The 22,158-nt window shown below is 48.4% G+C and carries 20 protein-coding genes; 15 read left to right on the top strand and 5 right to left on the bottom strand.

The genetic code is table 11. The annotated features are described in order from the left end of the window. The first annotated feature begins 19 nt into the window (after positions 1 to 19). The 6 genes from sucC (at position 20) to glnS (ending at position 9,675) form a co-directional block, all read left to right on the top strand. Positions 20 to 1,186: an ADP-forming succinate--CoA ligase subunit beta gene (gene sucC / locus KG631_RS11065; RefSeq protein ID WP_019675590.1), complete on the top strand. Its 1,167-nt coding sequence runs from the start codon at positions 20 to 22 to the stop codon at positions 1,184 to 1,186. Between the two features lie 10 nt (positions 1,187 to 1,196). Beyond that, positions 1,197 to 2,069, top strand: a complete 873-nt coding sequence (gene sucD, locus KG631_RS11060; RefSeq protein WP_213999786.1) for a succinate--CoA ligase subunit alpha — start codon at positions 1,197 to 1,199, stop codon at positions 2,067 to 2,069. 236 nt (positions 2,070 to 2,305) lie between these two features. Further along, the gene (locus KG631_RS11055) at positions 2,306 to 5,278 is read left to right on the top strand and encodes a TonB-dependent receptor (protein WP_213999785.1); all 2,973 of its coding nucleotides are present in this window, start codon (positions 2,306 to 2,308) and stop codon (positions 5,276 to 5,278) included. Between the two features lie 143 nt (positions 5,279 to 5,421). Further along, complete coding sequence (locus KG631_RS11050; protein WP_213999784.1) at positions 5,422 to 6,210, top strand: hypothetical protein; 789 nt, start codon at positions 5,422 to 5,424, stop codon at positions 6,208 to 6,210. A gap of 33 nt (positions 6,211 to 6,243) precedes the next feature. Further along, positions 6,244 to 7,878 carry a tryptophan halogenase family protein gene (locus KG631_RS11045; RefSeq protein ID WP_213999783.1) on the top strand — a complete coding sequence of 545 codons (1,635 nt, stop codon included), beginning with the start codon at positions 6,244 to 6,246 and terminating at the stop codon, positions 7,876 to 7,878. Between the two features lie 132 nt (positions 7,879 to 8,010). Further along, entirely contained in the window at positions 8,011 to 9,675 is a 1,665-nt protein-coding gene (gene glnS / locus KG631_RS11040; protein ID WP_213999782.1) for a glutamine--tRNA ligase, read from the top strand. Positions 9,676 to 9,788: 113 nt separating this feature from the next. Here the strand turns inward: glnS and KG631_RS11035 are convergent, their stop codons facing one another. Then, entirely contained in the window at positions 9,789 to 9,983 is a 195-nt protein-coding gene (locus tag KG631_RS11035; RefSeq protein WP_213999781.1) for a DUF3185 family protein, read from the bottom strand. A gap of 295 nt (positions 9,984 to 10,278) precedes the next feature. On the opposite strand from KG631_RS11035, the gene KG631_RS11030 reads away from it, so the two are divergent. The 9 genes from KG631_RS11030 to KG631_RS10990 all read left to right on the top strand — a co-directional run bounded on the left by KG631_RS11030 (position 10,279) and on the right by KG631_RS10990 (position 17,151). Then, positions 10,279 to 11,133 carry a transporter substrate-binding domain-containing protein gene (locus tag KG631_RS11030; protein ID WP_213999780.1) on the top strand — a complete coding sequence of 285 codons (855 nt, stop codon included), beginning with the start codon at positions 10,279 to 10,281 and terminating at the stop codon, positions 11,131 to 11,133. Between the two features lie 20 nt (positions 11,134 to 11,153). Further along, complete coding sequence (locus tag KG631_RS11025) at positions 11,154 to 11,780, top strand: LysE family translocator (RefSeq protein WP_301003762.1); 627 nt, start codon at positions 11,154 to 11,156, stop codon at positions 11,778 to 11,780. 19 nt (positions 11,781 to 11,799) lie between these two features. Next, a complete protein-coding gene (locus KG631_RS11020) occupies positions 11,800 to 12,333 on the top strand; it encodes a hypothetical protein (RefSeq protein ID WP_213999779.1) in 534 nt (177 codons plus the stop codon). After that, positions 12,327 to 12,695, top strand: a complete 369-nt coding sequence (locus KG631_RS11015; protein ID WP_213999778.1) for a hypothetical protein — start codon at positions 12,327 to 12,329, stop codon at positions 12,693 to 12,695. The genes KG631_RS11020 and KG631_RS11015 overlap by 7 nt, the downstream gene beginning before the upstream one ends. 17 nt (positions 12,696 to 12,712) lie before the next feature. Continuing rightward, a complete protein-coding gene (gene earP / locus KG631_RS11010) occupies positions 12,713 to 13,912 on the top strand; it encodes an elongation factor P maturation arginine rhamnosyltransferase EarP (RefSeq protein WP_301003761.1) in 1,200 nt (399 codons plus the stop codon). A gap of 16 nt (positions 13,913 to 13,928) precedes the next feature. After that, positions 13,929 to 14,486 carry an elongation factor P gene (efp, locus tag KG631_RS11005; protein ID WP_097110361.1) on the top strand — a complete coding sequence of 186 codons (558 nt, stop codon included), beginning with the start codon at positions 13,929 to 13,931 and terminating at the stop codon, positions 14,484 to 14,486. 74 nt (positions 14,487 to 14,560) lie between these two features. Then, positions 14,561 to 15,040, top strand: a complete 480-nt coding sequence (locus KG631_RS11000; protein ID WP_213999776.1) for a DUF1456 family protein — start codon at positions 14,561 to 14,563, stop codon at positions 15,038 to 15,040. A 4-nt stretch (positions 15,041 to 15,044) separates the two neighbouring features. After that, on the top strand, positions 15,045 to 15,599 hold the full coding sequence (locus tag KG631_RS10995) for a PH domain-containing protein (RefSeq protein WP_213999775.1): 555 nt from the start codon (positions 15,045 to 15,047) through the stop codon (positions 15,597 to 15,599). Further along, complete coding sequence (locus KG631_RS10990; protein WP_213999774.1) at positions 15,583 to 17,151, top strand: PH domain-containing protein; 1,569 nt, start codon at positions 15,583 to 15,585, stop codon at positions 17,149 to 17,151. The genes KG631_RS10995 and KG631_RS10990 overlap by 17 nt, the downstream gene beginning before the upstream one ends. Before the next feature lie 71 nt (positions 17,152 to 17,222). Here KG631_RS10990 and KG631_RS10985 read toward each other — a convergent pair whose 3' ends face one another. The 4 genes from KG631_RS10985 to KG631_RS10970 form a co-directional block, all read right to left on the bottom strand. After that, the gene (locus tag KG631_RS10985) at positions 17,223 to 17,885 is read right to left on the bottom strand and encodes an exonuclease domain-containing protein (protein WP_213999773.1); all 663 of its coding nucleotides are present in this window, start codon (positions 17,883 to 17,885) and stop codon (positions 17,223 to 17,225) included. Between the two features lies 1 nt (position 17,886). Then, a complete protein-coding gene (locus tag KG631_RS10980) occupies positions 17,887 to 19,713 on the bottom strand; it encodes a DUF294 nucleotidyltransferase-like domain-containing protein (protein WP_213999772.1) in 1,827 nt (608 codons plus the stop codon). Positions 19,714 to 19,741: 28 nt separating this feature from the next. Beyond that, entirely contained in the window at positions 19,742 to 20,269 is a 528-nt protein-coding gene (locus tag KG631_RS10975) for a hypothetical protein (protein WP_213999771.1), read from the bottom strand. A gap of 103 nt (positions 20,270 to 20,372) precedes the next feature. Beyond that, positions 20,373 to 22,154 (bottom strand): sodium:solute symporter family protein, encoded by a 1,782-nt coding sequence (locus KG631_RS10970; RefSeq protein ID WP_213999770.1) that lies wholly within the window; start codon positions 22,152 to 22,154, stop codon positions 20,373 to 20,375. Positions 22,155 to 22,158: the final 4 nt, after the last annotated feature.

Below are 22,158 nucleotides of genomic sequence, written 5' to 3'. Positions count from 1 at the left end.
AAATGAACGGAAAATAGCCATGAATTTGCACGAGTATCAGGGTAAACAACTGTTTGCCCAATATGGTTTGCCTGTATCTAAAGGCATCGCCGCAGCTACTGTAGAAGAAGCGGTAGCAGCTGCAGATAAAATCGGCGGCGATATGTTTGTTGTCAAAGCTCAGGTTCACGCTGGCGGCCGCGGTAAAGCGGGTGGCGTAAAGCTGGTTAAAAGCAAAGAAGACATCAAAGCCTTCGCAGAGAAATGGCTTGGCAAGAACCTGGTAACCTACCAGACTGACGAAAAAGGTCAGCCGGTTAGCCGTATCCTGGTTGAACCTTGTACTGATATTGCACAGGAATTGTATTTAGGTGCGGTTGTTGATCGCGCTTCACGTCGTATCGTGTTTATGGCGTCCACTGAAGGTGGCGTGGAAATTGAAACTGTTGCGCACGAAACGCCGGAAAAAATTCTGAAAGCGGCTATCGACCCATTAGTTGGCGCTCAGCCATACCAGGGCCGTGACCTGGCTTTCAAATTAGGCCTGGAAGGTAAGCAAATTAACCAGTTTGTAAAAATCTTTATGGGTTTAGCCAAACTGTTCCAGGAAAAAGACCTGGCTTTATTGGAAGTTAACCCGCTGGTTATTACCCCGGCAGGCGACTTACATTGTTTAGATGCCAAACTGGTTATCGATGGCAATGCCTTGTACCGTCACCCAGAATTAAAAGAAATGCAGGATCCATCACAGGAAGATCCACGTGAAGCTCATGCGGCATCATGGGAACTGAACTATGTTGCATTAGGTGGTGACATTGGTTGTATGGTAAATGGTGCTGGTCTGGCCATGGGTACCATGGATATCGTGAAACTGCACGGTGGTCAACCAGCTAACTTCCTGGACGTTGGCGGCGGCGCGACCAAAGAGCGGGTAGTTGAAGCCTTTAAAATTATCCTGTCTGATGATGCAGTTAAAGCCGTATTTATTAACATTTTCGGTGGTATCGTCCGTTGCGATATGATTGCGGAAGGTGTTATTGGCGCGGTGAAAGAAGTTGGCGTTAAAGTCCCTGTCGTTGTTCGTCTGCAAGGTAACAATGCAGAACTAGGAGCGAAAGTACTGTCTGAGAGCGGCCTGAACATCATCGCTGACACAGACCTGACCAGTGCTGCCAAGCAAGTGGTTGCAGCAGCGGCTAAGGCATAAGGGGTAAGTAATGAGCGTATTAATTAATAAAGACACCAAAGTAATTTGTCAGGGTTTCACCGGTGCCCAGGGTACTTTCCACTCTGAACAAGCTATTGCTTATGGCACAAAAATGGTTGGTGGGGTAACGCCGGGTAAAGGTGGTCAGACTCACCTTGGCCTGCCAGTATTCAACACAGTACAGGAAGCGGTTGACGCGACTGGTGCAACTGCATCTGTTATTTATGTGCCTGCACCTTTTTGTAAAGACTCTATTCTTGAAGCGGCGAATAGCGGTATTCAGTTAATTGTTTGTATTACTGAAGGTATTCCTACCCTGGATATGCTGGACGCTAAAGTTAAATGTGATGAATTAGGCGTTACCCTGATTGGTCCTAACTGTCCGGGCGTTATCACGCCGGGTGAATGTAAAATTGGCATTATGCCAGGTCACATTCACAAGCCAGGTAAAGTCGGCATAGTGTCACGCTCTGGCACCCTGACGTATGAAGCGGTTAAGCAAACGACCGATCATGGCTTCGGTCAGTCTACCTGCGTTGGTATTGGTGGTGACCCAATTCCGGGTTCCAACTTTATCGATATTCTGAAACTGTTCCAGGAAGACCCAAAAACCGAAGCTATCGTGATGATAGGTGAAATCGGTGGTTCAGCTGAAGAAGAAGCGGCTGCCTATATCAAACAGCACGTGACTAAACCCGTAGTGTCTTACATTGCCGGTGTTACCGCACCTGCAGGTAAACGGATGGGCCACGCCGGTGCTATCATCTCTGGTGGTAAAGGTACAGCAGCAGAGAAATTTGCCGCGCTGGAAGATGCTGGTGTTAAAACCGTGAAAAGTCTTGCTGATATTGGTCAGGCCCTGAAAGAATTGACTGGTTGGTAACAACTTTTATATATTTTTAAAAAACCGCCTTCAGGCGGTTTTTTTTATGGATAATTACCGGTACATAACAACTTTTCTCCATTCAATTGCCAGCAAAAATCAATTTTTCGTTGCAATTCCCCTAGCAGCCACTAGTATAGATTCAGGTGTCGGTTGAACTTTGACAAATTTGCGTTGTCCGTCGCCGCCGCAATATATAATAAAGAACATAATAAAAAAACTTTCAGGAAGCTCATATGAAAAATTTCGCTCCATTTACCAGGAAGAAACCACTGTCGTTAGCCGTCAGCTGTGTGCTGGCGTCGTCAATGTTCAGCCTGCAAGCGCAGGACCAGACGGATGAGACAGAAAAAGCCGAAGAGAAAACCGAACGTATTCAGGTGGTCGGTTCACGTATTAGGACCGACGGTCTGGATCAGGCCGCGCCGATAGAAGTTATTAACGCCAGCGTAGCGGCCAGCCAGGGTATCAGCAACCTGGGTGAGTTGTTACGTAATTCCACTGTGGCAGCAGGGTCCAATCAGATCACAGCGGCAGCGTCGACTGCTTTTGTTACTGAAGGTGGTACCGGTTCAGAGAATATTTCATTACGGGGCTTAGGTGCTAACCGTACTCTTGTTTTATTAAATGGCCGCCGGGCAGGCCCTGCCGGTACCCGTGGCCAGGTCTCGTCTTTCGACCCTAACGTACTGCCGCTATCAGCAATTGACCGGATTGAAATCTTAAAAGACGGTGCATCATCGCTGTACGGCTCTGACGCGGTGGCCGGTGTTATAAATATAATCACTAAAAAGGGCGATGAAGGTTCAGTTAACCTTTACACTTCACAACCAAGCGAAAGCGGTGGCGAAAACATTCAGTTGGATGCAACTTATGGTAAGACTTTCGGCCGCGGTTCATTCCGGGTAGTGGGCGACTATAAACTACAGGAAGAGCTGGCGCAGGGGCAACGTAGTTTCTTTAATTGTGCCGAGCGTTATATTTTTGACCCGGAAAGTGGTGAGCGGGCAGATCCGATAGACCCGAGAACCGGCAGCTATCATTGTAACGACTTATTATGGGGTCATGTCTGGCTGTATGACTACCAGGGGGCTGGCGGTAACGTGCCAGCTGGTGCCAAGGCCCAGTTTGATTACGATGCCGATTTAGCCAACTATATTCCTGGCTTTGCAACCGATCCAACCAACCCTGATTTTATGGTTACCCCGCCAGGCTGGTTTCCGGTAGCATATGATCGTGCGTCCGATGCCGTGGCGAACGCTGACCACCCATTTCAGGATCTCCAAACGTTAATTCCAGAAACAGAGGTGATTACCGCTTATGCTCAGGGTGATTATGAACTGACCGACAGCATGATGCTGTATGGTGAAGTCTTATTAAACCGCCGTACCACCGAGACAAATGGTTATCGTCAGTTCTGGAGCTACAAATACAACGAAGACTTTTTTGCCGGTGACCCGTTAAGCGCTGGCTGGACCGGTGCCCAATGGTTAAGCCCGACAGCAATTACTGATCATAATAGCGATAAAATTACCGTTGATTACCGCCGCTTTGTTTTAGGCCTGAATGGCGATTTCGGTAACTGGTTCTGGGATCTGTCTTATCAGGACAGCCATAGTGACGGTGACTATCAGTCTGAATTAATTTATGAAGATGCTATTTCGCCATACAACTTTGCCTCTGGCTCTTGTGTTGGTGAAGTAACCCCTATTCGTGGTGTGCCTTGTGTTGATGTACCCTGGTTAGATCCGCAGTTCCTGGCCGGTAATATTACCGGTGAAGTGCGCGATTTCCTGTTCGGTGAGCAAACAGGTAATACGGTTTATAAACAGCAAACTCTGGAAGGTTTTATCACCGGTGATTTATTCGAATTGCCAGCAGGGCCAATCGGTCTGGCGGTAGGTGCCAGTTATCAGCGTGATTCAATCAAAGATACCCCGGGCGTAGAAACTCTGCGCGCTAATACCTGGGGTCAGACTTCTGCCGGTATTACCGAAGGTAAACACAGCACTAAAGCCGTATTCACTGAACTGCAAATCCCATTCCTGCGAGATTTACCTTTCGTAGAAGCATTAGATTTTGCAATTTCAGGTCGCTACACTGACGTATCGTCTTATGGCAGTGATTACACCTATAAAGCTGGCTTAAACTGGCAGGTTGGGCAGGGTTTCCGCTTACGGGCGTCACGTGGCTCGTCATTCCGTTCGCCGGCCCTGTACGAGTTGTATCTGAATAACCAAACAAGCTTTGTTGGTCAGCGGGCGATCGACCCTTGTATTAACTGGGGTGACGGCTTAGAAGCCGGCACGACAAGCGAGATCGTAGCAAGTAACTGTGCGGCGGATGGTATTCCGGCAGATTTCGGTGGCGGTGCAATTTCTGCTACCGTCACCACTGGTGGTGGTGCCGGTCAGCTGGAAGCGGAGACTTCAGTAGCGAAAACAGTTGGCTTAGTCTGGATCCCTGAGTTCACTGACCTTGATGTTAGTGCGTCAATTGACTACTTCAACATCGAAATAACAGGTGAAGTGACGAACTTAAGCGCCGGTCAGATCGTTGGTAACTGTTATGTGTCGGAAACTTTCAGCTCAGAACCATTATGTACTCAGTTTGATCGGGATCCAACCGATTTACGGATCACCGATGTGCGGGGGGGCTACCTGAATATTGCGACTCAGGTTAATCGCGGTATTGATATGCAAATTGGCTACCGCACAGATACGCCAATAGGTGAGTTAAGTGCAACTTACCAGCATACCCGTCAGTTACAGGCATCACAGCAGTTATTTGCGACCAGTGAACCAATTGACAGAACCGGTGAATTTGGCCGGCCAAGAGACGTTGGTAACCTGATGGTCGCACTTGACTATGAAGACTGGACCTTTAACTGGACTGCGCGATACACTGGCGAAGTGTCTAACTACACCCGTTATGGCCTTGGTGAGTATCGTGATACAGGTTCATACCGTGGCGATGAAGTTAAACTGGTATTACACTCAGATGCATTTGTTTATCATTCATTCTCGGTGTCTAAAGAATTCCGGGATGCTGGTCTTGATTTCACCTTCGGTGTGGCCAATGCCTTTGATAAAGAACCACCAAAAGTCAGCGCGATTGGTGGTGTGACCCGCCTCGGCACCTCAGCCTTCTACAGTCAGTATGACTGGTTAGGCCGTCGTTTGTTTATGAACGTTTCTTACGAGTTCTAAGCTTAAGCTTTTAGAAAATGCCGACGCAAGTCGGCATTTTTATTTACAGCGCAGATAAAAACGGAGTAAAACCTTAGCTCAACCTTTTCGGTTGTTTTACTCTAATACAACGTGCTATACAAAGAACAATACAAGAGAGTGACATGCCTACGATCCATGCCAAACCTGACACGTTAAACGATATTAACGCTAATTATTCACAATCTGAGCTTATGCAGCCGGTTTTTCTGAATTCCGTACCAAAATGCGGTACGCACTTGCTGAAAAATATCTTCCGGATGTTTGTGCCGGTAGCGCAACAGTATGACCGACAGTTTATTCAAATTCCTATTTTGCACCAGCATCTGGCTGCATTCAGTACCGAAAAACCCAAACTTAGCTGGGGCCATTTGTTGTTCTCCGACAGCTCCGCTATCGCCCTGAAAAATGTCAGGCAACTGGTTATAGTTCGTGATCCGTACGATTGGGTGCTGGCCCGGGCCCGCTTTTTTCTGTCTGATACTTTTCAGGGCTCGATGGATCATTTAAAAGGCGGCAAAGTATCAATAGAGCAAATGCTGAATATGATGATTTTTGGTATTTACCAGAAAGCACCGACTTTAAATGAAATCTACACCCATAATGCGGTGGCCTGGTTAGGTACCGGCAGCAAGTTAGTCCGTTTTGAGGATGTGCTGAAGTATTTAAAAATATTGGAAACACCGCAGGCGGAAGCCTTTTTCACTGATTTACTCCAACCATTGGGCTTAGCCGGGCTGCCCGCAGACTGGCGGGAGCGGGTACTGGCCGGCGCTGATAAAGAGCAAAGCGGTACCTATCGGGAAAACCTGGCCGGACAAAAAGTTGAGTTGCCAGCAGTGCTGCCCGATATGCAAAAGCAATTGGTGGAATATGCGGCTCCGGGGTTACGTCGTTTACTGGGTTACTTTTAGAAGAATAATAAGCAACTAGTTGTGGAGCGCACAATGCAACAACGAAAAGTACTGATTGTCGGTGGTGGTTCAGCTGGCTGGATGACTGCGGCCTATCTGAATGGGGCGCTTAACAAGCAGGGTAAAGAACAAAATGTCCTGATTGAACTGCTGGAATCACCGGATATTCCGAGAATTTCAGTAGGTGAGGCGACAATACCGTCAATGCGCCATTTACTAGCAGTAGTCGGGGTGGATGAACGTGAGTTTATGCAGGCAACTGATGCTACCTTTAAACAGTCGATCAAGTATTGCAATTGGGTGCATAACGATAACAGCTTTTATCATCATCCCTTTACCAGTATGCGGGTCCAACCCATCGACCGGGCAGGCTGTGACTGGTTGCAAAGCGATCGCAGCATCCCCTTTATGGAAACCTGCTCAGCCCAGCCAATTATTTGTGAAATGGGCCTGGCCCCGTTGATGCTGGGTAAATGGGATATGGGCTCGCCGCTTAATTATGCCTATCATATGAACGCCCAGAAATTTGCTGACTACCTGCGCGATTTTTCTACCGCACGCGGCGTAGTGCACACCCTGGCAAACCTGACAGACGTTGAAATGCAGGGCCCGGAAAAAATTATTGCGGTAACCACTGATCAACAGCAACGGCTGACGGCAGACTTGTTTGTTGATTGCACCGGCTTTAAAGCCAAACTTATTGAAGAACAAATGAAAGTTGGCTTTGAAGACTGCTCGCAGTGGTTGTTGTGTGACCGGGCTGTGACCATGCATCTGCCCTATGACAAATTCTACCCTGGCATGATCAGGCCCTATACCACAGCGACAGCATTGTCCGCCGGCTGGATTTGGGATATTCCGATGCAAAACCAGCGTTCTGTCGGCTATGTCCATTCCAGTCAGTTTATCAGCAAACAGCAAGCGGAGCAGGAAATGCGGGCCTATCAGGGGCCGGGTACCGAGCATCTGACGGCCAGATTTGTTGATTTTAAGGTTGGCCGGCGCCAAGACAACTGGCACGGTAACTGCGTGGCGATTGGTTTGTCAGGCGGCTTTATCGAACCGCTGGAATCTACCGGTCTGTATCTGAGTGATTTAGGTGCGGTGCTATTGGCAGAACACTTTCCTTATGATGATGACAGTATGGAGGTGTTGGCTGGCCGTTATAATCGACTGATGGCAAACCGTTTTTATGAAATTCTTGATTTTATCAACATGCATTACTGCATGACTAAACGCACCGATACGGCATTCTGGCGGGAAGTGCAAAAACCGGAGCGGATCACCGAGCGGTTGAAAGCAAAACTGGCGTTCTGGCGGATTAAACCACCCAGTGCCCATGATTTTCAGGATCAGTGGTACCCGGGTATGGCGACTTCCGGCGCTGATAGTGTTTCGTCCGAAACTGCAGATAGCCGGGCAGCGGTTGATACAGGCGGTTTATGGAACCATGAGAGTTATGAGTGCATATTATATGGCATGGGCTTTTTGGAAGACGAGTGTAGGCAGCGCTATGGGCCTGACTTGCCACCGACCGGTGTGCATCCAGCCATTATGCAGCGCTTGCAAATGGCCCGGCAAAAACTGCCACCCCACGCAATCTGGCTAAACCGGGTGCTGGGTATGCCAGAATACCCAACGGCATATAAGCCCAGGGGCTGGGTCTAGCAAGACATTAAGCTGGCAATGCTGCTGGCTGGCGGTTTTTTGGCTAACTGGCAATAGCTACTGGCACTGGCAGTGTTATAATGCCGGCCATTAATATCTTCTTTATTTGTTTTAACAAGGACATTTTACATTATGGCGGACGTTGAACATCGCCCCAGCAATTTTATCCGGCAAATTATTGATGCCGACTTAGCCAGTGGCAAACATAAGGCGGTGCAAACCCGTTTTCCGCCTGAACCCAATGGCTTTTTACATATTGGCCATGCCAAGTCTATTTGCCTGAACTTTGGTATTGCCGATGATTACCAGGGGCAATGTAATTTACGGTTTGATGATACCAACCCTGAGAAAGAAAACATCGATTTTGTAAATTCAATTCAGCGGGACGTAAACTGGCTGGGTTTTCAGTGGAGTGGAGAAGTTCGCTATTCATCTGATTATTTTGACGCGCTGCATGATTTTGCCGTTGAATTAATCAGTAAAGGCCTGGCCTATGTTTGTTTTCTTAACAACGAGCAGATGCGCGAATATCGGGGCAATTTAACCCAACCGGGTAAAAATAGCCCAACCCGTGACACCTCAGTGGAAGAAAATCTGGCATTATTTGCCAAAATGCGCGCAGGAGGCTTTAACGAGGGCGAATGTTCGCTGCGGGCCAAAATTGATATGAGCTCCAGCTTTATGTGCATGCGCGATCCCGTTATTTACCGGGTAAAATTCGCCCATCACCATCAAACCGGTGACAAGTGGTGCATTTATCCAATGTACGACTTTACTCACTGTATTTCGGATGCGCTGGAAGGGATTACCCATTCCCTTTGTACTCTGGAGTTTCAGGATAACCGCCGCTTGTACGACTGGATCCTGGATAACATCAGTATCAACTGCCATCCGCAACAGATTGAATTCTCTCGGCTTAATCTTGAGTATGCCGTAATGAGTAAGCGTAAACTGCAAATGCTGGTAGAGCAAAATGTGGTTACCGGCTGGGACGACCCAAGAATGCCAACCATTGCTGGTTTACGACGCCGTGGCTACACGCCGGGCGCCATTCGCGAGTTTGCCAGACGTATAGGTGTGACCAAGCAAGACAATGTTATTGAAATGAGCGCACTGGAAGCTTGTATCCGGGAAGATTTAGATGTCACAGCGCCACGGGCAATGGCAGTGTTAGATCCGCTGAAAGTCACTATTACTAACTATCCAGCTGACGGCGTTGAGGTGCTTGATTCACCGAATCATCCGAAAGATGACAGCATGGGCAGTCGTCAGTTGCCGTTTGGGCCTGTGGTCTATATTGATCGCGCTGACTTTCGGGAAGAAGCAAATAAAAAGTATAAGCGGCTGGTTCTGAACGGTGATGTCAGACTGCGCAATGCTTATGTTATTCATGCGGATGAGGCTGTTAAAGATAGCGATGGCAATATTATTGAGCTGAAATGTAGTTATTTGCCGGAAACCCTGGGTGAAAACCCGGCTGACGGTCGTAAAGTACGTGGTGTTATTCACTGGGTTGAAGCAACTAATGCATTACCGGCAGAGTTCCGGGTTTATGACAGGTTGTTCAGTGTGGCAAACCCGGCTGCGGCTGAAGACTTCTTAACCGTGATTAACCCAGAGTCCCTGGTGATTAAACAGGGTTTTGCTGAGCCTTCACTGGCAACAGCAAAAGCTGAACAGGCTTATCAGTTTGAGCGGGAAGGTTATTATTGTGCTGACAGGGAGTCATCAGCAGAGAAGTTAATTTTCAACCGTACTGTCGGGTTGCGGGACAGTTGGGGTAAGTCTGAAGAGTAGATATTACTGCTCGTTATCAGTCTTAAACAAAGGCCACTTAAACTAATTTAAGTGGCCTTTGTAATTATATAAGGCAATTTTTAACTGGTAATTTTAACTGCAAGTGTAATGGCTTATTTTTTAAGCAGCACACCAATACCAATTACGGCAGCCAGGCCACCGGCAACCAGGTACCAGACGGCATTGTCTGTCGGGCTGCCTGTTACAAACTCTGACACTTCAGATGCTGCAGAGTTATATGCGTTGTAACCAAAATAAAGTAGTACCGCACCCACAATTAATAACGCTAAACCAATAATTTTATTCATAACGTTCTCCTTTGTTATCCACACCAGTCTAGCTAATAATTTAACTAAAGCAAATCAGTATGTTATTTAAATGATAAAAAAGGCAAATAACTAACTGCTAGTAAATACTACCACCACTATAGTGCAGCTATGCCTACAGGTATTAGAGAACTTATTAAATATCATCGTTTTATCATAGTTTAATTGAGCAACGGGGCCAATTGGTAATTACACTTTGGCAAACCCCATGCGGGTAACTTGTCTGGTTGCTAATAGTGGCGGTACCAGCTGACATAAGAAATATGGAGTAAAAGCTGTGGCGAAAGTGTTCAGGCTACTCATGCTGGGGTTATTGATATCCGTTGGTCTGCTCGTTAAGGCAGAGCCAGTTCGTTATCCTGCTATTGCCAATCAGCAGGACCCGCGCTCAGTTTATCCGCTTGCCTTGCTGGAACAGGCGCTTTCTTATGCTGAAACCCGTTACCAGCTACAAAGCTCCACGGAGCCGATGTCAAAGTCCAGAGCTATGGTTTTTTTGCGTGAAGGACAGGAAATTGACGTAATCTGGACCATGACCTCAATAGAACGAGAGCTTGAATTACTGCCTGTTCGCATCCCAATTTTCAGAGGGTTAAGTGGTTACCGGGTTGCATTAATTCATCAGGCAAACCAGGACGCCTTCGCTGCTATCCATGCGCCCGTTGCTATCAGACGGTTGTTATACGCTCAGGGCCACGATTGGGTAGACACTAAAATTCTGCGCTTAAACGGTTTTAACGTAATGGATGCCGCTCGATACGAGAATCTTTTTTCGATGTTGCAGCGGCGCCGGGTTGATGCGGTGCCGCGCAATGTGTTGGAGATAACCGATGAAGCGGCGGTGTTGGCGCCACAAAGTATTGTGATTGAACAAAACTGGTTAATTCATTACCCGGCGGCCAGCTATTTTTTTGTCAGATCAGATAATGAGCAACTGGCAGGAGATATCAGGCACGGCTTGGAAAAAATGTTGGCCGATGGCAGTTTTGAACAGTTGTTTCAGCAGTTTTTTTCAAGCCAGTTAGCTGAATTGAAACTTGAGCAGCGGCAACTTATCATTCTGGAAAATCCACTATTACCAGCACAAACTCCGTTGCAAGACCATCGACTCTGGTATCATCCTGCAAAGTAATTTAATGCTTAGCAGAGGCCTTGTATGGAATTGTTTTTGCCGTGTTGTTTTTTGCATTTTCTACCACCATAACACCAGGCCCCAACAATGTGATGATTATGTCATCCGGGGTTAATTACGGTATTAAACAAAGTGTGCCACACTGGCTGGGTATATGCCTTGGCTTTCCGCTAATGGTATTGCTGGTCGGGTTAGGTTTCGGCGTAATATTTGATCGTTATCCTCATTTGCATCAGTTGATTAAGATTGCCGGAACAGTTTATTTAATCTGGTTGGCCTGGCGCATTGCCAGCGCCCGGCCTGAGACGATTGCTACCGGTAAAAGTAAACCGTTCAGTTTTTTGCAGGCAGCCTTGTTCCAGTGGGTTAATGGCAAAGCTTGGGTGATGGCGTCGGGTGCCGTGGCAGCGTTTACCTCAGTCACCGGCGTATATTGGTATCAGGTTATGATGATAACCCTGGCTTTTTTACTGGTCGCTTTTCCGTGTGTAGGCATTTGGCTGGTATTTGGTGCGGGCTTAGGTAAAGTGCTGACAAAACCGTTGTTGCAGCGGGTTTTTAATATCTGCATGGGTTTCATCCTGTTGCTTTCTGTAGTCCCGGTAATGATTGAGATTTGGCGCTATTACTTCACAGCGGCAACTTGAGCCTGTTAAGGTATCGGTTATGAACGGGTCTGAAGAAAAAATAAAACTGGAGCATGAAGCTGCCCGGATTTTTATGCGGCTGTACCAACAGCGTTTCGGCATTAAAATGCGTCATATCTGGCATAATGAGCCGGCAAGGCCAGATGTCTCCTGTTATTACGAGAGCAGTAAACTGGATTTAGAAATTGCGCATTTGTACGGTAGTGAAGTTGAAGCCATGCATATTCTGGGCAGGGCCATTAGTGCTGAAACCCACCGCGAGCTGATGGCGCTGTTACGAACACCACCAGAGCACCGGCTACTGACGGCGCTAAACCGGATTATCAGCAGCAAAGCACAGAAACACTACCAGAGTGACAATGTCTGGCTGGTTATTCGCAATGCCAATCCATTATGGACCCGCCAGGATCTGCTGTCACACTGTGACAAGCTGCACATGCCTAAATCCCATCCTTTTAACGAAATCTGGCTGGTGGGTGATATGGCCGGGGAGTCGGGCATTTTGCCACTATACCCGCCAGCATTACGGCAACAGGAAACTATGCAATGTTAAGCTTTTATCGCGCTTTGGCCGGCAAATTACAGCCTTTACAACCTTTATGGTTACTTTTTGGATTGGCCAGTTTGTGTTGGCTGGGTTATTTATTGCTGCTGGCACCGGTTGACGTTAGTCAGCGTTGGCAGTTAACCGCATTAGTCAGTTTCGCTTTTATGCTGAATGTTATATTGCTAACACTGTTATTTGCCCGGCCGCCATTGTCCGCGGACGCGAATGATTTCTGGGGCAGAATCCAACAACGGTTACGTTGGCTTATGCAGTATCTGCTGGCTTGGCTGGTAACGATTTTGTTTCTGATTATTATATGGCTGTTCCTGCGCATTGCAGTGGGTATAATAGGGCCGTTAATTTTTTAATTAAAACAGGCAGCCATTTGCGACAACTCAATCAAGCTGCAGAGTACGGGCTTTGGCGAATATTCTGCTCGGTAGTGGATAACTTTGGTGACATCGGTATTTGCTGGCGCTTAAGCCGGCAGTTGGCAGCAGAGCATGGCATCCGTGTGCAATTGCTGGTTGATGATTTAGTCAGCTTTAAACGGATCTGCCCGCAAGTATCTTCACAGTCAAGCCGGCAAACCGTCGCTGGGGTAGAGATCCTGCAGTGGCCGGCTGAACCCGGCACTAAGCAATACTGGCAGCAGTTAGCGCCAGCTGCAGTGGTAATTGAAGCCCTGGCATGTACTATTCCTGATGCTTATAAGCAGCACATGGCCAGACAACAGCCAGCGCCGTTATGGCTGAACCTGGAATATCTGTCGGCAGAGCGTTGGGTTGACGGTTGTCATGCGCTAAGCTCCCCCCAAGGCCAGTATGCCCTTAACAAATACTTTTTTTTCCCGGGTTTTAGCAATAAAACCGGCGGCCTGTTGTATGAAAAGAACTTGCAACAGAAACTTGACCAATTTATCGCTGATAAAGCTGCTCAGCAGGCTTTCTGGCAGAAATTAGAGGTTGTGGCTGCAGAGTTTCAGCTTAAAATGTCGCTATTTGCCTATAGCCATAGTCAGTTCAATAATTTAATGCAGCAATGGCAACAACATCCGGCTAAAGTGTTATGTGTAATCCCGCAAGGCGAATTGGCCAACGAGCTCAGCGGTCGGTTTCCAGAGCTATTAAACGGTGAACTCGTAACGCTGCACAATCTCTCTATAAAAGTTATACCGTTTCTGGCTCAGCCAGATTACGATTTGCTGCTGGCTGCCTGCGATGTCAATTTTGTCAGGGGGGAAGACTCGATTATCCGGGCGCACTGGGCGGGCCGGCCCTTTGTCTGGCAAATATACCGCCAACAGGAAAATGCCCATCTGGTTAAGCTGCAGGCTTTTCTGGACCGGTATTGCCAGCATATGCCAGCGCTGCTGGCTGACGCCACCCGCCAGTTTTATATGGCCTGGAATGCGGAGAGTGAACTGGTGCTAAGTTGGCAAAAATTTTATTCGTTTTTGCCACAAATTGCAGAATATAACCGGCTGTGGCGCCAGCAATTACTGGCAAATGGAGATCTTGCCAGCAACCTCGTGCACTTTGCTAAAAAAAAATTTATAATAACGCCCAATTTTTCCCAACAATGAAGATATTTCAATAATGATGAAAACAGCCCAAGAACTGCGCGCTGGCCAGGTAATTATGGTTGGCACCGAACCGATGGTAATATTAAAGGCCGAGTTTAATAAATCAGGTCGTAACTCTGCTGTCGTTAAGATGAAAATGAAAAACCTGCTTAACGCTCAGGGTATGGAAACGGTATACCGCGCCGATGACAAGTTTGAACAGGTATTACTGGAAACTAAAGAAGTTACTTACTCTTACTTCTCTGATCCGATGTATGTGTTTATGGATTCTGAGTATAACCAATACGAAATTGAAGCTGAAAACATGACTGAAGCGCTGAAATACCTGACAGATGGTATGGAATGTTCAGTGGTATTTTATAACGAGCGGGCGATTTCTGTAGACTTGCCAACCGTCGTCGTGCGGGAAGTGGTTTATACCGAACCTGCTGCCAAAGGCGATACCACCGGTAAAGTAATGAAGCCAGCGAAGCTGGATACCGGCTTTGAGTTAATGGTTCCGGCCTTTGTTGATATTGGTGATAAGATTGAAATTGACACCCGTACTGACGAATATCGTAGCCGCGCGAAGTAACTTCGTTCGTTAACGATAACAAAGGGCGCGTTGTGCGCCTTTTGTTGTTTTACAGCCCATAACAGGATTGCACTGTGACCAATAATGACGTGTTACGCCGCTTGCGGTATGCTTTTGAATACAATAACAGCACTATGAGCGATATTATGGCGCTCGGCGGTCAGACACCCAGCCGCGAGCAAATGATTAGCTGGCTGAGTAAAGACGACGATAGTGAATTCGGAGCGATGGCCGATGTTGATCTGGCCCGTTTTTTAAATGGCCTTATTATTCACAGGCGGGGCCGCAAGGATGGGCCACAACCAGAGCCCGAGCAACGGCTTAACAATAATATTATTTTCCGCAAGCTGAAAATTGCCCTCGACTTTAAAGACGACGATATTCTTGAGGTGATGACCCTGGCTGATTTCCGGCTGAGTAAACCGGAATTAAGTGCATTTTTCCGCCGGGCCGATCATAAGCACTTTCGGGCGTGTCAGGATCAGGTGCTTAGGAATTTTATCAAGGGGTTACAGCTGAAGTACCGACCAGGTGCTGCTGAAGCACAGGAGTAAGCTGATGAACGCTGAGGGCGCTTTTAGCAACAAGCAGTTGCCAGGTGAACAACTTACCCCACTGCAGGCGCTGCAACCAGAGCCACTGGCCAGACGGTACCGCTTGTTGCGCCAGGGCGTCAATGCGGGCTTTTTCAGCGTCGTGTGGTTGCTGTTACTGGGGGCAAGGCTGCAGCCCTGGTGGGAGCAACCGCCTCATTTGCTACAGATAACGGCCCATGCGCTGTGGGTCATACCTTTGCTGGGGTTGCTGCGCGCAGTCTACTGCTGGCAGGCCGATACACATAAGTCCTTTGCGCTGCGTGAACATGATATCAGTTACAGTTCGGGCATTTTTTTCCGTAAAATGATTACGCAGCCGGTAGTTAGGGTGCAGCATATCGAATTAAAACAGGGGCCACTGGAGCGTAAAACCTCGCTGGCCCGACTGCAGTTATTCAGCGCCGGTGGGGCGTTACACACCTTTGAAATTCCCGGGCTTGACCTGACCCAGGCGCAGCAAATCCGTCAGTTTGTGTTGCAGCACAAGGATGCATTGCAAGATGAACAACTTCAATGAGCCCGGGGCAGCACCCATAGCAGAGCTGAACCAGACTGTCAGCCAGGCACAGTGGCACCGGGTATCACCGATTGCTATCTTATATTTTGCTGTGGCAGTGCTGCGTTTTTTTGTCGGCCAGTTTGTTTACCTTATTCCGCCTTTTATTTTGCTGTTTAACCGGATTAAAGAAAATCCCGGCCTGGCCATTGGTCTGCTAAGTGGATTATTGTTACTGACAATAACGGTGGCGGTTCTGAAATATTATTACTTTCAGTACCGGTTGTCGGCTGGTACGGTAGAGATCCGCTCCGGCGTCGTCAGTAAAAAATACCTGAATTTGCCGTTTAACCGGATCCAGAACATTAAACTGGAGCAGCCGCTTTTTTATCGGCCGGCCGATTACGTATGTCTGCAACTGGATACGGCGGGCTCCGTGCATCAGGAGGCGAGGTTGGTGGCACTAGGCCGGCCGTTTGCTGAATCACTAAAGCAGCATATACTGGATTTACGGCAAACAGACACGACTGCGCCTGATAACACCAGTGTTGAACCGGTTGCACCGGTAAAGGCCAGTGAAGCCGAACAGCTATTGAATCAGCGCAGTCTGGCTGATTTGGTTATTCATGGTATCAGCAATAACCGGGTCTGGTTATTTTTAGGCTTAGTGGCGCCTTTTTATAATCAGCTCGCTGATAAAGTACTGCAATTACTACTTCAGGCCGGTATCGATTTGCCCGCAATGTTCGACCCCACCCAGCAATCCTGGTTTGTTATCGGCCTTTATGCCGTATCGTTAACTATGTTTATTATGCTGCTGTTAACCCTGTTCTCAATACTGGGGTCAGTATTAACGTATTACGGTTATACCCTGCATAAGAAACAGGATAATTATATCCGGCGCAGTGGGTTGCTGACCCGGCATGAAGTCAGTATGAAGTTGTCTCGTCTACAGTGGGTTGCCTTGAAGCGTGACTGGCTGGATATGCTGCTTGGCAGGGTTAACCTGAGTTTTGAACAGATTAACGGTCAGCAACAATTTTCTACTGAGCAGAAAATTATGGTGCCGTCAGTAACCCCAGCCGAAGCCGCCACCTTGCTTGATGATGCCTATCCGGATAATCAACTGCACCAAGTAACCTTTAATCCGGTGAGCAAACGTTTTATCTGGCGCTATTTACTGTTGTACTGGTTGCCTGCAGGCGTAGTTGTTCCGCTGCTATTGTGGCTGCAGCAACAGCAAACACTGGCAATACTCAGTAGTGTGCCTCTGGCATTCTGGGCACTGCTGATTGTGATGCGCTGGTACCGTTATGGTTATGCACAGGACAATGACTACTGTTATATTCGCCGGGGTTATTTCGGTGTTGATTATTACTGCTTCGCCAAATACAAACTGCAACAGGTCCAGTTTAAGCAAAGCTGGTTGATGCGTCGCGCCGGTTTGTGCTCGGTAAAACTGGTGATGGCATCCGGTGCACTGGAGATTCCTTTTATGGCTGAAGCTGACGGCCGGGCGTTACTGGAGCAGGGGTTGTATCAATTGGAACGCAGTAACAAAGCCTGGATGTAGCAAAGCCTGGACCAAGCAACACCTGCACGAAGTAACGCCGCAAGGTAACGCTGGCAGCGCCAGTGGCAGAGTTAGCGGCTTTGCAGCTGCAAATCCGCCAGGGTGATATCAGCATGGCTGTGTTTCAGCTGACTCAGTAGCAACAAGGCACAACTGTATGCGTCGGCCAGCGCATGGTGCTGATTACTCTGTGGCAGTTTATGCCGGCTTAAACATTGTGGCAGCCGCAATGCATCTTTTTTCATGACAATACCCTGTTTCTGCAGCCGGTAGAGTTCAATATTCAGGGTGTCGATAAAACTGAACTTCGCTGCTTTACCGAAGATACGTTGGCTGGCGACTTCTAAAAACCGACAATCAAGCTGGCAATGATGAGCAACAAAAATGTAGCCAGCATACTGTTGCAGCAGTTCAGTCAGTACTTCCGCCAAATCCAGTGCTTTGTCAAAATCCCGGTCATGCAGGCCATGAAAAACCGCACTCTGGCCCACACTGACTGGGCTATGAACCAGATAATGCCGGGCTTCAGCTAGCACAATTTCATGCTGACGCACCGGCAGCCAACCCAGGCTGACGATGTGATCCTGTTTTGCATTTAAACCCGTCAGTTCTAAATCAATAACCAAAAAAGGACAGTCGGCTGCGCGAACGCCCCCGGCAGGCAGTGCCGTCTGATTAAATGTCTGCACGATGTGGCTGAGCGGTGCTGTTTTATTTGATAGCCAGGCCAGCATGTTATAAATCCCGGCAAAAACGGTGTTTTAATGACGACTGGGCATCATTAATCACTGTCAGGCTGTCCTTCAGCTGATGGCGCTGTAAACCTGATAACACATTAGGGTCCAGCAGGTTGCTGACATCATGGCCCTGGATCAGATCATGCTGATGTTTGTCCCAGCGCAGCTGCGCCAGCACATCGAAAGCGTCTGATAAATTCTGGGTATCCTTGCTGTCCATTATGCCTTTATTGGCTAACTGGACTAAGCGCTGCCGGGTATTGATTTCGCTGATCCCAGCTGACAACGCATATACTCTAACAATATCAGTAATTAAACTGATCCCGCGTTTCTTTAAGTCGAGACCTTTTTTCTGTTTACCGTCATGTTCCAGAATAAAATTACGCAAAAAGCTCAGTGGCGCAGTGCGTTGCAAGGCGGTTTGCGCCAGATGATATAAGAACAATGCATTGTCGGTGGTTCTGGCCAGAATATCCTGTTGTAAGGCGTTAAACAGACCTTTACTGCCTTCAATTACCCGTAAATCAAAAAAGATACTGGACTTAAGCAGCGCTTCGGGAGTAGGGCTGGTAACCCATTTGGCAAATTGGCCTGACCAGCCTTTTAAGCTTAAGCGCAGAGCACTGTTGGACGCCATAATATTGCCAGGACACAGAATAATGCCGCAGCGGGCTAACCCCTGACAGACAAAGTCGGCCAAGGCGGCAAAGTAAGCCGCAACCTCGCCAACAGGCTCTTTTTCCAGTAATAAGGCATTATCCTGATCAGCATTTAAGCTTTGATCCATCCGGCCTTGTGAACCGAAAGCCAACCAACTGAATACGCAAGGGGGCGGCCCTAGCTCAAGCTGAGCTAAGGTGATCAGGCGCTGGGTCAGCGCATCGGTAATAGTGGTAATAATGTGTCCGGCCTCATGTGCGGGCACCTGTTGCTTGCCCAGGGTTAAGGCCAGGCTGCTGACCTGACTGGCACAATGTTCCAGGCCATCGACACTGGTCTGGCGGTGAATTTCACCAATCAGGTATACGGGGTGGTCTTGCTGCGAGCGGATAATGTCAGTGGCGGTGATCATTGAATAGCTTTGCTGTTTGTCCAGCACGGGCAAATGGTGCACATTGTGCCGGCTCATCAGCTGCACGGCTTCAAACAGATAAGCATGTTTGTCGATAGTATGTGGCTTAGCCGTCATTACCTGCTTAACCGCGGTTTGCGCCGGCAAGTCAGCGGCCAGTACCCGGCTGCGCAGGTCACGGTCGGTGATAATGCCAACCAGCCGCTCGTGTTGCTCTACCAGCAGTGATGACACTCTTTTTTCGGTCATTAATGCCGCAGCTTGCTGCACGCTGTGCTCACCACTGATCGCGATTTTGCGGGCCTGGACTATGTCACTGATTTTCAGGGTAAAGCGGGAATTTTGTTGTTGCGCTTTATATTGGTGGAGCCGTCTGCTAAATAAGCGCTGAAAGAAAATATCAATATTCTTATACTGATAGCGCAACTGATGAAAGGCATCAGCGCTTAACCAGTAAACCAGACCATCTTCTTCACAAACCAGCTTATCGTTGTCGCTTAAGCCGGTTAATAATAACTGATAGCCGTAAAAGTCACCTTCTTCCAGTTTGGTCAGTAAGGTTTGCTGGTCACTGTACAACGCGAATATGCCGGTCCGGACGATCATCAAGCGCTCTGCGCTCAATTGTACTGTTTCGCCGTTCTGACAGTAGTACACACTGATATTGCCGGCCAGGCTGGCCAGCTGGGCATGATCAAGCTGGTCAAATGGGGTAGTGCCAGCTAAAAAAGTAGTTACCTCAGCAACTTCCATAAGACCTCAGCGTATAGTGTCGGTTAAGTTACACTGCCTGACGTTGACATAACGCCAACAGTAACGGGTCATTATTTTCCAGCTTATGCCAGGCGTTACCTACCGCTTCACCGGGAGCGGGAATATGCAATTGTTCGGTGAAATCGGCGCGGGCCTGTTGCTGACAATGCACAACCTGAGGTACCCGTTTGGCTGACAGCCGGCGTTCAAAAAAGTATAAGTCGACCAGCCAGATGGCCTCATTTCGTTGATTAGGGGCCGCATTGGCAATGTCAGCGGCAATAAAACGCAGTGTTTGCGGGTGCAGATAACTCCATGGCCGCCAGAATGCTTGTTGCTCAACGGTTCGCACCACCACTACACCGTCTGGTAATAAACCCGCCTGATGCGGGTACCAGTTGTATTCACTTTGCACCTGAAAGCTCAGCATGCCCAAACCGGCAAACGCGGGGATCAGCCAGCGTGGTGCTTTTTTTCTGCTGATAAAGCGGATGGCCAGGGCTATGCCCGCTGCACCCAATCCGGCAAAAACGGTCGCGATTAATTCCCATAACATAGGGTATTCCTGCTTAGTATCTTGCTTTAAAAAGGCGGGCTTTCAATTGAAAGCCCGCTACTACTTCAACATCTTATTACTAACACTATAACGTAGTGTCAGCTTAGTGGTCTACAGCCTGACCAGCACCACGCGGGAAGCGGACGCTTTCTACCAGTTCCTGAATACGCACTGGTGGCGGCGCGGTTAACGCTGACACTGTAAAGGCCACAGCAAAGTTAATCATTGCCCCTACTGCACCAAAAGACAGCGGTGAAATGCCATAACCTGTGCTACCAAACAACCAGTTATCCGGCGTATTGGCAAACGTCGCAGTGCCTGGGATAAAGAACCAGCCCAGATACAGGAAGATATAAACACAGGTAGAAATTAACCCTGCCAGCATACCTGCAATCGCGCCAACGTTATTCACCCGCTTGGAGAAGATACCCATCATCAGCGCCGGGAAAATTGACGCCGCAGCGATACCAAAGGCCAGTGCAACCGTCTGCGCAGCGAAGCCGGGTGGGTTCATGCCGAGCCAGGTAGCAACTACGATAGCGACCCCCATCGAAATACGGGCTGCCATTAATTCACCTTTTTCACTGATATCGGGCTTGAGCGAGCCTTTGATCAAGTCATGGCTGATTGCCGACGAAATTGCCAGTAGTAATCCGGCTGCCGTTGACAGCGCCGCCGCCAAACCACCGGCAGCAATTAAACCAATAACCCAGCCTGGTAGGTTAGCAATTTCCGGATTCGCCAATACCAGAATATCGTTATTGACTACCAGCTCGTTACCATTCCAGCCACGTTCGGTGGCGGTAGCAGCAAATGCAGGTGTATCGTTATAAACCTGAATGCGGCCGTCATTGTTTTTATCGGTGAACTGGATTAAACCGGTGGTTTCCCAGGTTTTCATCCAGTCTGGCCGCTCTGCGTACTGAATAGCATCAGCTGTTGGACCTGCCGGATAAATAGTATTCATCAGGTTTAAGCGGGCCATTGACGCCACTGCTGGTGCGGTTAAATACAGCAGGGCAATAAACACCAGCGCCCAACCGGCTGACCAGCGGGCATCAGCAACTTTGGGTACCGTGAAAAAACGGATAATAACATGTGGCAAACCGGCAGTACCGATCATCAGCGACAGGGTAAACAATACCATATTCAGTTTGTTATCCACATCAGCGGTGTAGTCCTGGAAGCCAAGCTCACGCACAACTTCGTCAAGTTTTGCCAGTAATGGCATACCTGACTCGGTATGTTCAGAGAACAGGCCCAGTGGCGGTAAGAAGTTACCGGTTAACTGCAATGAAATAAATACCGCCGGAATGGTGTAGGCGATAATCAGCACGACATATTGTGCTACCTGAGTATAGGTAATGCCTTTCATCCCCCCCATAACCGCATACAGAAAAACAATAACCGCGGCGATAATCAGCCCCATGTCGCTACTGACTTCCAGGAAGCGCGAGAAGGCCACACCGGCGCCAGTCATCTGACCGATAACATAGGTTACTGAGGCAATAATTAAACAGGCTACGGCAACCAGCCGGGCACCGGTGCTGTAAAAGCGGTCACCGATAAAGTCTGGCACGGTAAACTTGCCGAACTTACGTAAGTACGGGGCAAGTAACATGGCCAGTAAGACATAACCACCGGTCCAGCCCATTAAGAAAGTAGAATTAGCATAGCCACCAGCAGCAATTAAGCCGGCCATTGAAATAAATGACGCCGCTGACATCCAGTCGGCAGCTGTGGCCATACCATTCATTACCGGGTTAACCCCGCCGCCGGCCACATAGAACTCTTTAGTGGTGCCAGCCCGGGCCCAGATTGCGATTGCGATATAGAGGGCGAAGGAGCCGCCGACAAATATCAGGTTTATTGCAAATTGACTCATCCTG

Origin of the sequence: Arsukibacterium sp., assembly GCF_018402695.1 — a bacterium.
GTDB lineage: Bacteria > Pseudomonadota > Gammaproteobacteria > Enterobacterales > Alteromonadaceae > Alishewanella.
This window is presented reverse-complemented; position numbering and strand designations above follow the sequence as displayed.

What these genes read in the sequence shown, in the direction of transcription:
- glnS (WP_213999782.1), top strand. Translation starts at nt 8,011, where the DNA reads ATGGCGGACGTTGAACATCGCCCCAGCAATTTTATCCGGCAAATTATT.
- KG631_RS10990 (WP_213999774.1), top strand. Translation starts at nt 15,583, where the DNA reads ATGAACAACTTCAATGAGCCCGGGGCAGCACCCATAGCAGAGCTGAAC.
- KG631_RS11035 (WP_213999781.1), bottom strand. Translation starts at nt 9,983, where the DNA reads ATGAATAAAATTATTGGTTTAGCGTTATTAATTGTGGGTGCGGTACTA.
- KG631_RS11050 (WP_213999784.1), top strand. Translation starts at nt 5,422, where the DNA reads ATGCCTACGATCCATGCCAAACCTGACACGTTAAACGATATTAACGCT.
- KG631_RS10970 (WP_213999770.1), bottom strand. Translation starts at nt 22,154, where the DNA reads ATGAGTCAATTTGCAATAAACCTGATATTTGTCGGCGGCTCCTTCGCC.
- KG631_RS11055 (WP_213999785.1), top strand. Translation starts at nt 2,306, where the DNA reads ATGAAAAATTTCGCTCCATTTACCAGGAAGAAACCACTGTCGTTAGCC.
- sucD (WP_213999786.1), top strand. Translation starts at nt 1,197, where the DNA reads ATGAGCGTATTAATTAATAAAGACACCAAAGTAATTTGTCAGGGTTTC.
- KG631_RS11020 (WP_213999779.1), top strand. Translation starts at nt 11,800, where the DNA reads ATGAACGGGTCTGAAGAAAAAATAAAACTGGAGCATGAAGCTGCCCGG.
- KG631_RS10995 (WP_213999775.1), top strand. Translation starts at nt 15,045, where the DNA reads ATGAACGCTGAGGGCGCTTTTAGCAACAAGCAGTTGCCAGGTGAACAA.
- KG631_RS10980 (WP_213999772.1), bottom strand. Translation starts at nt 19,713, where the DNA reads ATGGAAGTTGCTGAGGTAACTACTTTTTTAGCTGGCACTACCCCATTT.
- KG631_RS11045 (WP_213999783.1), top strand. Translation starts at nt 6,244, where the DNA reads ATGCAACAACGAAAAGTACTGATTGTCGGTGGTGGTTCAGCTGGCTGG.
- efp (WP_097110361.1), top strand. Translation starts at nt 13,929, where the DNA reads ATGAAAACAGCCCAAGAACTGCGCGCTGGCCAGGTAATTATGGTTGGC.
- sucC (WP_019675590.1), top strand. Translation starts at nt 20, where the DNA reads ATGAATTTGCACGAGTATCAGGGTAAACAACTGTTTGCCCAATATGGT.
- KG631_RS10985 (WP_213999773.1), bottom strand. Translation starts at nt 17,885, where the DNA reads ATGCTGGCCTGGCTATCAAATAAAACAGCACCGCTCAGCCACATCGTG.
- KG631_RS11015 (WP_213999778.1), top strand. Translation starts at nt 12,327, where the DNA reads ATGTTAAGCTTTTATCGCGCTTTGGCCGGCAAATTACAGCCTTTACAA.
- KG631_RS10975 (WP_213999771.1), bottom strand. Translation starts at nt 20,269, where the DNA reads ATGTTATGGGAATTAATCGCGACCGTTTTTGCCGGATTGGGTGCAGCG.